The following is a 12,650-nucleotide window of genomic DNA, read 5'->3' as shown; positions in this document are numbered from 1 at the left end:
CCTCAGACGGCCACCCGTTCCCCGACACGCAACAGGCCGAGCGTGATGTTGTCGTTTCCGCCACGCTCATTGGCCAGCCCCACTAAGGCATCGGCGGCCGATTCGAGCACGTCGTCCTCGATCGAACTCAGAATCTGCTTCAACCAGTCATCCGGAACCAGACCGCTCAGTCCATCGGTGCAGAACAGAAACAGATCGCCGCTGTCGATCGCGATCACATCGGATGAAACAGCCACGCTCGGCGTAGAGCCCAGCGCGCGCGTCAGAATGTTCTCGCCGATGCCATAGCGCTTGGCATCCTCGCGCGTGTTGAAGAACCCCTGGTCGACGACTTCCTGGATGAACGAATGGTCGCGCGAGAGCTGGACCAGCTCCTCGCCGCGCAGTCGGTAGAGACGCGAGTCGCCGACATGGGCGAAGGCCAGCCAGTCACGACCGACTGCGCCGACGACCACGGTCGTTCCCATCCCGGTACATTCGCGATTCTCCCGAGCGTAGCGCAGGATGGTGATGTTGGCTTCCTCGACAGCCGCCTGGAGATAGAGTCGCGCCTTCTCGGCATTGGCGCTGGCCCCGACACGCCGGCCAAAACGCTCGGCGATGGTCTCGGTCGCCAGGCGGCTGGCGACATCACCAGCACTGGCGCCACCGACCCCATCGGCGACCACGACCAGGCCGAACTCGGGACGCACAATGACCGCGTCTTCGTTGCGCTGGCGCACCCGTCCCTGATCGGTACGCCAGACGAAGTCCAGTTCAAAGGCACTGACGGGCTTGACATCCATCACGACACGCTCGGGCTGGATAGGCGATCAGCCGCCGGACTGGCCATTGAGCTTGGCCGCCAGACGCTTGGGTTCAACATAGCCGGGGATCATCTCGCCAGTCTCCGTGATGATCGCCGGGGTGCCGCGCAGTCCAAGCTCGGCGCCGAGCGCCATGTGTTCGTCGACCGGGTTGTCGCAGGTCTTGGATTCGATCTTTTGACCGGACTTGGCCTTGGTCATGGCTGTGCGACGCGCGGCTTCGTCACCGGCGCACCACACGGAAACAGCTTCGTCGAAGGCCGGGCTACCCTTACCCGCACGCGGGAAGAACAGATAGCGCACCCGGATGCCTTCCTTCTCGTAGTCGGCGAGCTGGCTGTGCAGCTTGCGGCAGTAACCGCACTCGATGTCGGTGAAGACGGTGATGGTGTGCTTGGCGTCCTTGTCGCCGAAGACCACCATCTCATTCTCGCCAACAGCATCGATCAGCCGCTTGCGCGCTTCAGTCAGACGCGGCTCGGTGAGATCCTCGCGCGTTTTGAGATTGACGATCGGGCCGCTAATGAAGTACTGGCCATCGGCCGTGATGTACATCAAATCGGTGCCGGCCATGACCTCGTAGAGTCCCTTGATCGGGGCCGGTTGGATGTTAGTGACCTCGAGATCCGGCGCGACCTCTTTGAGCGCTGCACGGATCTTCTGCTCAGGCGAGGCAAGGGCCAGGGTGCTGGAGCAGGCGAGTACGGCAGCGATCAGGAGGCGTTGAGTCAATCTATTCATGGCTATCAAAAATCCTAGTCGCGGAAATTGTTGAACTGTAACGGCAGCCCCCAGTCATCGCCACGCAGGAGCGTGATGACCTCCTGGAGATCGTCGCGCTTCTTGCCGGTGACGCGAAGCTGATCGCCCTGGATCTGGGCCTGCACCTTGACCTTGCTCGCCTTGATGGCCTTGACCAGGGTCTTGGCGGTGTCGGAGTCGACGCCCTGCTTGAGCTTGACCTCCTGACGCGCACTGCTCAGGTTGGTCACAGGCTCGCCGGGGTCGAGGCTCGCCAGGTCGATTCCGCGTTTGACCAGCTTTTGGCGCAGGATATCCATCATCTGCTGCAGGTGGAACTCCTGCTCGCCGGTCAGAAGGATTTTGTCCTCGCTCAGCTCGAAACTGGCGTTGACGCCCTTGAAATCGAAGCGGGTGCCGATTTCGCGGTTGGATTGATCGACCGCGTTGCGCACCTCTTGCAGATCGATTTCGGAGACGACATCGAAGGAAGGCATAACAGAAAGACTCTCGGCAATGGTGTTGAGTGACGAATGGTCTGATCTTAACCCATTCAACGCTGTTCTGGCGCCTGCGATCGAGTCCGCCGTCAGCCACGCGGATGATGACGCGCATGGAGCTGCTTGAGCCGTTCGCGCGCCACATGGGTATAGATCTGGGTGGTTGAGAGATCGCTGTGGCCGAGCAGCATCTGCACCACGCGCAGATCCGCGCCATGATTGAGCAGATGGGTGGCGAAGGCATGACGTAAGGTATGGGGCGAGAGCGGCTGCACAACCCCGGCCTGGATCGCATAGCGCTTGATGAGCTGCCAGAACGCCTGGCGCGTCATGCAGTCGCTGCGGCTGGTCGGAAAGAGAAAATCGCTGACCCGTGCGCCGAGAATGTCCAGCCGCGGACCACGCGCATAGTCGCGCAACCAGTCGCAGGCGTCCTCGCCGAGCGGCACCAGACGCTCCTTGCCGCCTTTGCCGAGGATGCGTACCACGCCCTGCGTCAGACTGACCTGACTGGGCGTGAGGTTCACCAGCTCGCTCACGCGCAGACCGCTGGCATAGAGGACTTCGAGCATGGTGCGGTCGCGATGGCCACGCGCGTCCTCGGTATCGGGCGCACGGAGCAGCGCCTCGACATCGGCCTCGCTCAGACTCTTGGGCAGCGGGCGTCCGAGCCGGGGCGAGTCGACGCGGGCGCTGGGGTCGATCTCGATCAGACCGCGCCGACGCAGGTGCTGGTAGAACTGACGCAGACAGGACAGCAGACGCGCGCTGGAGCGTGGATTGCGGCCCTGCTGGGCGAGCCGGGCCAGATAGTCGAGCAGATCAGCGCGCTCAGCAGCGATCAGCGCGCGTCCGTGCTCGGCGTTCAGCCAGTGCGCAAAGGCGCGCAGATCGGACTGATAGGCAGCGAGCGTGTTCTGGCTCAGGCCGCGCTCCATCCAGAGCGCATCAGCGAAGCCTTCGATCAAGGTTGGTGTATCTTGGGCGGCCATAACGTCCTGTCTTTTGGTATTGATCGATGAGTGAATCTGTACAACCCTTCTGGGAAACCACGCCGCTCAAGGAAATGACCGCCGAGCAATGGGAGTCGCTGTGCGACGGCTGCGGCAAGTGCTGTCTGGAAAAGTTCGAGGACGAGGAGACCGGCAATATCGTCTACTCGCGTGTGGCCTGTGCGCTGCTCGACCTCAAGACCTGCCGCTGTCGTCACTATGCCGACCGCGCCCAGCTAATGCCCGATTGCGTGACCATCGTGCCCCAGGTGCTGGCCTGGCCCAAGTGGCTGCCAGAGACCTGTGCCTACCGGCGCCTGGCCGAGGGCAAGTCGCTACCGGACTGGCATCCGCTCATCAGCGGCGATCCCGACTCAGTCCTGGAAGCAGGCCATAGCGTGCACGGGCGCGTCATCGGCCCTGAGACGGGCGAAGATCCGCTCATGAACCTCATCGACTGGATTCGTTAGCGGTTGCATCGGCCGCTCAGGTCGGCTCCAGGGCGCGCGTCAGTAAGGCGCTGTCACCGACCGGCTCGGATACAGGGATTCGCACCCGCCAGCCGGAGCCGGGCGCGACCTCCAGCGGCTCGCCGGTCAGGCTTTCCAGGCATGCCAGCTGAAAACTGTGGTTGCCGCTTGGCGTCATCAGCTCCAGCCTATCGCCGAGTTCAAAACGATTCTTGACCTCGACCTCGACCCAGCCCGGCTCAGCATCGCGCACATCGCCGACGAAGATCTGGCGCTGATTGCGCGAGACACCATCGGCATAGTTCTGGGTCTCGGCGGGGGCGTGGCGGCGATAGAAGCCCTCGGTATAGCCGCGATTGGCCAGCCCTTCCAGATCGCGCTTGAGTTCGGGACGGAAGGCCCGTCCGGCCAGGGCATCGTCGATGGCGGCACGATAGGCCTGGGTGGCGCGTGCGGCATAGTAGTGCGACTTGGTACGGCCCTCGATCTTGAGGCAGTCGATCCCCATGTCCACCAGCCGCGCCACATGCTCGATGGCGCACAGATCGCGTGAGTTGAGGATATAGGTACCGTGCTCGTCCTCGAAGATCGGCATGTAATCGCCCGGGCGCTGGGCCTCCTCCAGCAGATAGACTGACTCGGCGGCTGGATGGCGCGGCGCTGATGCCGCTTCGTCATCCGTTGCGCCCAGCCGGTATTCCCAGCGGCAGGCATTGGTGCAGGCTCCCTGATTGGCGTCACGATGATTGAAATAGCCCGAGAGCAGACAGCGTCCCGAGTAGGCAATACAGAGCGCGCCATGGACGAAGACCTCCAGCTCCATGTCGGGACAGGCGTCACGGATCTCGGCGATGGCCGCGAGCGACAATTCGCGCGAGAGGATGACGCGCTTGAGTCCTTGCTGCTGCCAGAAGCGCACGGCGGCCGCATTGACCGTGTTGGCCTGCACGGAGAGATGGATCGGCAGTTCGGGCCATTGCTCGCGCGCGAGCAGGATCAAGCCCGGATCGGCCATGATCAGTCCGTCCGGCCCCAGCTCGACGATGGGCTGCATGTCGTCGATGAAGGTCTTGAGCTTGGCCCCGTGCGGCATGAGGTTGGCGGCCAGATAGAGCCGCTTGCCCTGGCGATGTGTCTCGGCGAGGCCATCGGCCAGATTGGCCAGATCGAAGTCGTTGTTGCGCACGCGCAGACTGTAGCGCGGCAGACCGGCATAGACGGCGTCCGCGCCATAGGCGAGCGCATAGCGCAGATTGCGCAGCGTGCCGGCCGGGGCCAGAAGTTCTGGGGTCTTTCGGGAAGTCGGAGTCAAGTTGGGCTTGGCCTGTAGAGAGGTGGTGCGGGATAGCCGTCATTACGGCCATGTACGCAATACGCTACGAAGACTAATAAGCGATGGCGCTGGCTCCGGAGAGATCGTCGACGAACTTCCGATACCAGCGTCCATCGACATGGAGCCAGGTCTCCCGGATCATATAACGAACGGATGAACCTGAACCCTTGGAACGTTCGTCCGCTCGGGCGGCGGGGATGTCGGCCAGAATGGTTACTTGGGCCTCGTTGCCCTGGACGACCAGATCCTGGATCTCGTATCCCTGGAGCGTGAAAGGAGTCACGCTGGATCTGTATCGCTCGAAATCCAACTTGGCCCGATAGAACGGATCATAGGCTTCATAGACAGCCGCTTGATCCCCGGCCGTGATCGCCTTCCAGGCCGCATGCACGGCACTCTCCAGTTCCGGCTTCCTGTCGGCCGGCACGGATGTCGCTTCGGATTGGCCTGCCATCGCCCAGGCTTCGTCCCAGCTCAGTGTTCGCAGGATCAGATCCGCTCGATCCCGCTTATCCGAGCGATACTGATGCCAAGCCACGGAGAGTTCGTTGCCGACATGCTCGATCCGGGGGCGCATGGCATAGGCACCCTGAACCGACAGTGGGATGTCCCGCGCGAGCCAGTGCTCGCCTCGATCCCTGGATAGCTGCATACGGATACGCGCGCGAATGTCATGCGAATCCTCCCACACCACGGCCACGCGCTCCCCATCGACGGTCAGACGCGGAAGCCAGGCTCGGGTATTGGCGAATTCAGCGCTGTCCAATTGCCGCGTTCGCCAGTGAGCGCCCAGGTCATCGCTGAGCGCGGCATAGACTCTTTGTTTGGTTCTTTCCCGCTGCTCACCGCTGAACACCACGAGCAGTCTGGCGTCCGGCCAGACGTGCCAGTCGAGACGGGCGACATCGAGTCCATCAGCCCCGGCGACCGGCGAGACGCGCCAGCCATCGGCCTCGCGCACGGCCAGATTCAGGGAGAAATGGCCTTGCTCATAGGCCTTGAACAGAAGCGCGGGGCGTTTCGCGATGACCAGCGCCTCGATCAGCGGCGTGAAAGGCGTTTCGATCACAGTCTCCAGTGAGGAGACTTTTTCGGACCGGGTATCGTATGCGAGCGCCCCGATGAGTTCACGCCCCATCCGGCGACCATTGAAGAAGATGTACAGCGTCCCATCCAGAGACAGCGTCGAGATCTCGCCCAACTTATCGAGATTCGGGACCGGCAAGCTTTGACGGGATACGCCTGAATCAGAGAGGCGAGTCAACGACAAAACCGGCTGTCGGCCTGGGGTCGCATCGATCGCATAGAGCCCATCGCCGACCGGCTCCAGACGTACCAGGGTCGAACCGATCTTGTCCGCGATCGCGTCGACCGCCTCCCAACAGGCTTTGCCGTCGCCGCAAGCGGATGCGAGCAACCGATTGCCCTCGGGCCACTTTTCCAGCCAAACCGCCGTCGAGCGCCCGCCGGCAACATGCAGTCCGGGACTCAACACGCGAACTCGCGTCGATTCGAGACGCGGCCCGATCGGCTGTGGAGACGCGAGTCCCGTTGTGATCGAATACAGACCGTCCTGGCCGACGTAAGCGGCCCTATCGCCGTCGAGCAGGGGTTCGACCCCGATGTCCACGGGACCGCCACGAGACATGGATTCCGCCAGGGCACCGGAGCAGCTCAATGCAAGCGCCATCGCTATCGATCTGCCTGCCCTGCAAGGATTCCGATCACGCATGCTGCACCCTGAAGAACCAAAAAATGCCGATAAAAAACAGAAAAGAGGGAAACCCTCTTTTCTGTCGAAGAGCGAGAACCCCCAGTCAACTAGGGAAGCGCAGAATCACTGAGCAGGAACCCATTGTTGACCGTTCCGTTGTATTGTGGATCCGAGGAATACTCGAGCTTGTAGACGACGGCATCGTTGGTCCCGAAAGAGGCCCAACCACCGGTATTCTCAACCGCTGCCCAGGTACTGCTGTCGACCAGATCCCGCAAGTCGACGGCCGCCGTACAGGTTACGCTCAAAACGATGGAGGTAAAGGAGCGGGATTGACCATCCCGGTCATAGAGATCGGCTACGGATACGGGAGCCGTCAATTGAGCTGAATCCATGTTGGCGCCGATCGGTGTCACGAAGAAGCGTGTGGACCATTCGCTGGGTGGCGCAAAAGTGAAACGACGGAAAGCCGACCCGTTCGAGGGCAACGCGGAATAGACGCCACCGCCGGCGATATTGGCGTTGATGAAATCGAAGTCTTCCCGATTGACGTCATTGATGGCTTTCCCGCCCCAGGCTGCGCCGCCGGCGATCTCCATGACAGCAAACTCACCGGACAGATCCAAGTCGTCCCCCACGACCAGAGGCACGCCCGTGGAATTCGTGTTCGCCACCAGTAGATAGCCGCGCTGTGGTCCGGTCACGCCGAGCCCGAAGCCCCCGCCATAGAAATTGGCATCTCCGAACAGGGCATTGCCGCCCTCGAAGGCGCCGGCGACATCGAAGCTGACCACGTCACCACTGATCGAGGAGCGGGTCAGGGTTCTGGTCGAGCAGTTTCCATTCCTATTCGCCACCCCGGAGGAGTCAAAAGCGTCTTTGTAGCGATAGATATACGTCAGATGCGTTGCTCCCCCGCCGGCGGTGGGTCCATCCACGACCGAGGCGATCGTGGTCACGTTTGGAGCATTGCTGACCAGCACGGGAAACAGGAGGCTGTCTGCACCGGCGGATTCGGCGGTCAAACCAGCGACGACGAGTAGCAGGCTCGAGATTCGACACATTGAGATATCGGTATTCATTGTCTATCCCCCTCGGCTCTGATTGAAGACATCATGACCTTTGCGCACATCAGGCGCGCATCGAAGTATAGTCCAGTCGATTCAACGTAGTTCGATCTCGACTGTCAGTCGCTCGTCGCTACCGAGCCGACGCGAGCGGATAGCCTCGACCTTGACCTTGCCATTCGGTTCGGCATCGAGCAGGGCAAGACGGATGTCGGCATAGCTTGCGATCGGCTGTCCGTCGACCCGGACGAGACGATCGCCGACTTGCAGACCCGCCGTCTTCGCACCACTGTCCTCGGCAAAGCCCTCGATCGGCATTCCGCCGTCTTTCGCTGGCTGGCCGAGCATCACGCCCAGCTTGCCTGTGGCTGGCAGCTCGACGGCATCGGGATAGAGGAAGAAGTCAGCCGTATTGGGATCAGGCGTGCGACCCTGACCATTGAGCAGGGTCGTCATGGGAACGGACAGACGGCGTGCGAGCCGCTTCGGGATACCCTGACCGTATTCGACATGCCCACCGCCGGCGATGACGACTAAGGTTGCGTCCAGATGCTCGGTCAGGTAGCGCGCGGCGCGCTCGGCCATGCCCTCGTCCCAGAGCAGTTGGACCTCCAGGAAGTGCTCGAAATCACCCTGCTGTTCGGCCGGATGATGCTTGAAGATCGCCTCCAGCCGCGCGCGGTGATCTGCGTCCGAGCGGTCGATTTCGGGCAGGCGTGCGCGGTCGGCTTCGCTCAGGCTGGCGATGCCGCCATCACCGACCTGGCGCGTGAGTTCGGATTCGAGGTTGAGCGCGATCACCGGAATCCGATGCGCGCGCGCCAGACGCAGAATGGGACGATAGAGCCGGTAGTCGAAGCGCCAGCGGTCGAAATACTGGGTGCGGCGCAGTAGCTCGGCCTCGTCGATCTCGCCGGCGACATAGGCGTCGAGTGCAGACTGATAGGGTTGCTGGAACATCTCCATGCCGATCGCCACCGAGCGGCCGTGCGCCAGCAGACCTTCGATGATGGCGGCTTGGTTGAGATGGTCTTCGTAACGATCGTGCTGCTCACCGACGAAGATGACGCGCTGGTCGGCCAGACGCTCGATCAGTGCGTACATGTCGGTCAGGTGCGCGCTCTCCAGCACCCGTGTCGGGTTACCCTGAAGCGCGCTGGTCCCATCGGCCATCGTCGCGGGCGACATTGGAGACTCCTCAGCCAGCGCCAGGATACTGGCGGTCACGAGTATGGCCGCTAACGTTAGTCTGTCATGGATTCGGTGCAACATGCACTCCCCCGTCGTCTTGGACGCTAAAACGCGTCCGTTATGATCGTGTTGCGTCCCGCGCCAACGCCTGTTCAGCGATATCGGCATCCTTACCAGCTATTTGCTTTATATCAGCAGACTGCAATAGCTTGAATAAATAAGACTTTTCAGCAGATAATCGCAATCTTTTTCAATACTGGGTCGCTTGCTCCTTCGTGGACCAAGGCGCGAAATGCCCACAACGTACGGTTTGATCATGGATATCCTGGGAATCTCAGCCTTCTATCACGATAGCGCAGCCTGCCTGGTTCGTGACGGCCGGATCCTGGCCGCCGCCCAGGAGGAGCGTTTTTCGCGCAAGAAGCACGATGCTGGGTTTCCAGCTCTGGCGATCCGTTTCTGTCTGCAGAAAGCAGGCATCAGCCTCGCTGACATCGACCACATCGTCTTCTACGACAAGCCGCTCATCAAGTTCGAGCGACTGCTCGAAACCTATCTCGCCTATGCACCGAGCGGTCTGCGTTCCTTTCTGACGTCGATGCCGGTCTGGTTAAATGAGAAGCTGGATCTTAAACGTCTCCTGAGGCAGGAGCTGGCCGCCATCGGCACGATCCCCGAGCAGAAACTGCCCCCGCTGCTGTTCGCCGAGCACCATCAATCCCATGCCGCCTCGGCCTTTTTCCCGAGCCCTTTCGAGCGTGCGGCGGTACTCTGCATGGACGGCGTCGGCGAATGGGCTACGACCTCGGTCTGGCTGGGAGAGGGCAACCGACTGACCCCCAAATGGGAAATTCGCTTCCCCCACTCGCTCGGACTCCTCTATTCGGCCTTCACCTATTTCACTGGATTCAAGGTCAACTCGGGTGAGTATAAGCTCATGGGGCTCGCCCCCTATGGAGAACCGATCTTCAAGGATCTCATCCTGGAACGGCTGCTCGACCTCAAGGAGGACGGCACCTTCCGCCTGAACATGCGCTACTTTAACTACGCTCAGGGCCTGACCATGACCAACCGGCGCTTCGAGCGGCTGTTCGGCGGTCCGCGACGCCGGCCTGAGGCCGAAATCACCCAGCGCGAGATGGATCTGGCCGCCTCGATCCAGGCCGTAACGGAGGAGGTCGTCCTTCGGCTCGGTCGCACGGTCCATCAGGAACTCGGTGTTGCGCATCTCTGTCTCGCGGGGGGCGTTGCGCTCAACTGCGTCGCCAACGGGCGTCTGTTGCGCGAAGGCCCCTTCGAGTCCATCTGGACCCAACCGGCGGCCGGCGATGCCGGCGCTGCACTGGGCGCGGCGCTCTCGGTCTGGCACCAGTACCTCGACCATCCGCGCATTCCGGCGGCGGGCGACGCCATGCATGGGGCCTATCTGGGGCCTGAGTTTTCGGATGACGAGATCGCCGCCTTTCTCGACGCCTCGTCCATTCCGAACCAGCGTCTCGACGACGAGACCCTGATGACGCGCGTGGCCGAACTGCTGGCGGATGAGAAGGTCATTGGCTGGTTCCAGGGCCCCATGGAGTTTGGCCCCCGGGCGCTCGGTGCGCGCTCCATCCTGGGCGATCCACGCAGTCCGCGCATGCAGTCAGTGATGAACCTCAAGATAAAGTATCGCGAGTCATTCCGCCCATTCGCACCGGCCGTGCTCGCCGAGCGGGTGTCGGACTACTTCGAGCATTCAGGGCCAAGCCCCTACATGCTGATCACGGCGGCCGTGCAACCGTCCTGGCGTCTCGACACTGGAGCCGATGATGCTTCACTCTTCGGCATCGACAAGCTCAGGGTCCAGCGCTCGCAGATACCGGCCGTCACCCATGTGGATCATTCGGCGCGCATCCAGACCGTGCATCGCGAGACCAACCCTCGCTTTCACCGGCTCATCGAGATTTTTGCGGAGCGCACGGGCTGCCCTATGCTCATTAACACTTCATTCAATGTTCGTGGCGAGCCTATCGTCTGCACCCCGGAGGACGCTTTTCGTTGCTTCATGCACACCGAGATGGACTATCTGGTCTTAGGCAACCACGTGCTGGCAAAGCATGAGCAGAGACCGACGGCGCGTGACGACGCTTGGCTTAGTCAATTCGAATTGGACTGAGAACGACACGACATGCATCCCATTCCAGAAATTGACACCGCTGGCCTGAGACGTTTCGGACTCATCACGGGTGGACTCCTCGCGGCGCTATTCGGCCTCGTGCTACCCTGGTTGGCCGAGGCAAGGCTTCCACTCTGGCCCTGGGTGATCGCCGCCATTCTGGCCGTCTGGGCGCTGGCAAGCCCCAAAAGTTTGCGACCGGTCTATCGCGGATGGATGCGCTTCGGCCAGTTCGCCAACCGCATCGTCACACCCATTCTGCTGTCCGTGATCTATCTGGCCCTTTTCACCCCGATTGGCTTGGTGATGCGTCTGTTTGGCCATGACCCCATGCGGCGGGCGCTCGACCGGAATGCGACGAGCTATCGCGAGGCCAGCCCGTCCGTCCTCCCTCAATCCATGGAGCGCCCGTTCTGATGCTCGAATTCTTCAAAGACCTCTGGGATTTCATGCGCCAGCGCAGAAAGTTCTGGCTGATCCCCATCCTGGTGGTCATGATGCTGCTCAGTGCCCTGTTTATCCTGGCTCAGGGTTCAGCCGTGGCGCCCTTCATCTATACGCTTTTCTGAACTCATTCCGGCTTTTTGTCCAGCCAATCCCGTTCACGCAGCCAGTCGGCAATCCGCTGGGCGATCAGGCGATTGCCTTCAGGCGAGACATGGGCGAGCAGGAAGAGGTCATCGAGCGACGGCGCCTCTTCGGCCTCTAGATGCTGTGTGAAGACTGAAACCATCTCGATGCAGTCGAGTAAGCGTGCTTCGCAATGATCGAGAATCCGCTGCACCGCGTTGGGCAGACGTCCGGTACGCAGCCGCTCCTCGACGTCCTCACGCTGCGGCAGGATCAGCAGCAGCGGATGCGAGCCCAGTTCCCGCGCATCGACGAAAAAGCGGTCGAAGATGGCGAACATGAGTGAACGTGGTTCTTCCTGCTCCCAGAGTTCTTCCCAGGGCCGCGGATTCATGTCGGTCACCGGGCGTTCCATCTTGCCTGAAATGGCTTCCTTCCAGATACGCTGATTAAGGAGGATGGCGCTGTAGGGAAAGCCCAGAACCGGATACTCGTCGCGATTGAACCACCAGTCGTGCCGGCCGACCGTGCGCAGGAAGGCGTCGTCCATGAGCCTTGGCAGCTCGGCCTTGTCCTGGATGGGGTTTTCCAGTAACACTAAATCGCCGTCGCGCTCGATGAAGCGCGGTTTTGTAAAGCGTAGCTGGGTGCCTGGATAATAGTAAGGACGATAGACATTGACGACCCGATTGATATTCTCGGTGATCAAGCCGAGTGCTACTACAGGGGTTCGATGGGTGGCGAACTCATCATTGAATCTCAAATACGCTTGACCGGTCCCGAAACCACCGACGCCATAGTTGTAAACCTCAGAGCCTGTTTTGTCTGCGAGAAAGGACTGCCAGGTCTGATCGTCATCGACCTCGTCGCAATGGGTATATGAATCCCCATAGGTCGACATGAGCGCCGTCCCATCGTGCCGGGATCCCGATCGAGGGCGCTCACCTTGCGGTGTTGGGTAATGCTCGCTCCAGCCGAGACGCGCATCGAAATTTTTTTCGACCAGCGGAAGATTGGCATTGGATAGACGATACAGTTCGGTATCCAGGAAGCTGAAACGATCCTGAAAGACCTGGAAGAAACCGAAGCTCATCAGTTCGATCGTCCCCAA

General features: G+C 61.2%; 13 protein-coding genes. 4 read left to right on the top strand and 9 right to left on the bottom strand.

The features are described from left to right. Window positions 1-2: 2 nt before the first annotated feature. From GJ668_RS01770 to xerD, 4 genes are all read right to left on the bottom strand, one after another. On the bottom strand, window positions 3-785 hold the full coding sequence (locus GJ668_RS01770; protein WP_155448399.1) for a PP2C family protein-serine/threonine phosphatase: 783 nt from the start codon (window positions 783-785) through the stop codon (window positions 3-5). Window positions 786-812: 27 nt separating this feature from the next. After that, on the bottom strand, window positions 813-1,547 hold the full coding sequence (locus GJ668_RS01765; RefSeq protein WP_155448398.1) for a DsbC family protein: 735 nt from the start codon (window positions 1,545-1,547) through the stop codon (window positions 813-815). 14 nt (window positions 1,548-1,561) lie between these two features. Next, window positions 1,562-2,044, bottom strand: coding sequence for a YajQ family cyclic di-GMP-binding protein (locus GJ668_RS01760; RefSeq protein ID WP_155448397.1), 483 nt, complete (start codon window positions 2,042-2,044; stop codon window positions 1,562-1,564). A gap of 92 nt (window positions 2,045-2,136) precedes the next feature. Next, the gene (xerD, locus tag GJ668_RS01755; protein WP_155448396.1) at window positions 2,137-3,039 is read right to left on the bottom strand and encodes a site-specific tyrosine recombinase XerD; all 903 of its coding nucleotides are present in this window, start codon (window positions 3,037-3,039) and stop codon (window positions 2,137-2,139) included. 26 nt (window positions 3,040-3,065) lie between these two features. On the opposite strand from xerD, the gene GJ668_RS01750 reads away from it, so the two are divergent. Continuing rightward, window positions 3,066-3,509, top strand: a complete 444-nt coding sequence (locus GJ668_RS01750) for a YcgN family cysteine cluster protein (RefSeq protein ID WP_155448395.1) — start codon at window positions 3,066-3,068, stop codon at window positions 3,507-3,509. A 16-nt stretch (window positions 3,510-3,525) separates the two neighbouring features. On the opposite strand, the gene trhP is transcribed toward GJ668_RS01750, so the two are convergent. The 4 genes from trhP to GJ668_RS01730 form a co-directional block, all read right to left on the bottom strand. Then, complete coding sequence (gene trhP / locus GJ668_RS01745; RefSeq protein ID WP_155448394.1) at window positions 3,526-4,821, bottom strand: prephenate-dependent tRNA uridine(34) hydroxylase TrhP; 1,296 nt, start codon at window positions 4,819-4,821, stop codon at window positions 3,526-3,528. Window positions 4,822-4,894: 73 nt separating this feature from the next. After that, complete coding sequence (locus tag GJ668_RS01740; protein WP_155448393.1) at window positions 4,895-6,490, bottom strand: hypothetical protein; 1,596 nt, start codon at window positions 6,488-6,490, stop codon at window positions 4,895-4,897. A gap of 173 nt (window positions 6,491-6,663) precedes the next feature. Continuing rightward, window positions 6,664-7,638: a hypothetical protein gene (locus tag GJ668_RS01735; protein ID WP_155448392.1), complete on the bottom strand. Its 975-nt coding sequence runs from the start codon at window positions 7,636-7,638 to the stop codon at window positions 6,664-6,666. Between the two features lie 81 nt (window positions 7,639-7,719). Then, window positions 7,720-8,811, bottom strand: a complete 1,092-nt coding sequence (locus GJ668_RS01730) for a ChaN family lipoprotein (RefSeq protein ID WP_246194589.1) — start codon at window positions 8,809-8,811, stop codon at window positions 7,720-7,722. A gap of 295 nt (window positions 8,812-9,106) precedes the next feature. On the opposite strand from GJ668_RS01730, the gene GJ668_RS01725 reads away from it, so the two are divergent. From GJ668_RS01725 to GJ668_RS20055, 3 genes are read left to right on the top strand one after another with little or no spacing between them, the layout of a single operon-like run. Continuing rightward, window positions 9,107-10,969 carry a carbamoyltransferase family protein gene (locus GJ668_RS01725; RefSeq protein ID WP_246194588.1) on the top strand — a complete coding sequence of 621 codons (1,863 nt, stop codon included), beginning with the start codon at window positions 9,107-9,109 and terminating at the stop codon, window positions 10,967-10,969. 12 nt (window positions 10,970-10,981) lie between these two features. Then, a complete protein-coding gene (locus GJ668_RS01720; RefSeq protein ID WP_155448389.1) occupies window positions 10,982-11,386 on the top strand; it encodes an SxtJ family membrane protein in 405 nt (134 codons plus the stop codon). After that, complete coding sequence (locus GJ668_RS20055) at window positions 11,386-11,538, top strand: DUF5989 family protein (protein ID WP_186342824.1); 153 nt, start codon at window positions 11,386-11,388, stop codon at window positions 11,536-11,538. Before GJ668_RS01720 ends, GJ668_RS20055 begins: the two co-directional genes overlap by 1 nt. 2 nt (window positions 11,539-11,540) lie before the next feature. Here the strand turns inward: GJ668_RS20055 and GJ668_RS01715 are convergent, their stop codons facing one another. Continuing rightward, entirely contained in the window at window positions 11,541-12,632 is a 1,092-nt protein-coding gene (locus GJ668_RS01715) for an SGNH/GDSL hydrolase family protein (RefSeq protein WP_155448388.1), read from the bottom strand. Between the last annotated feature and the right edge of the window lie 18 nt (window positions 12,633-12,650).

It is taken from the genome of Allochromatium palmeri, from assembly GCF_009720725.1.
GTDB classification, from domain to species: domain Bacteria; phylum Pseudomonadota; class Gammaproteobacteria; order Chromatiales; family Chromatiaceae; genus Thermochromatium; species Thermochromatium palmeri.
The sequence above is the reverse complement of the archived record's forward strand: the minus strand, read 5'-3'. Positions and strand labels throughout refer to the sequence as shown.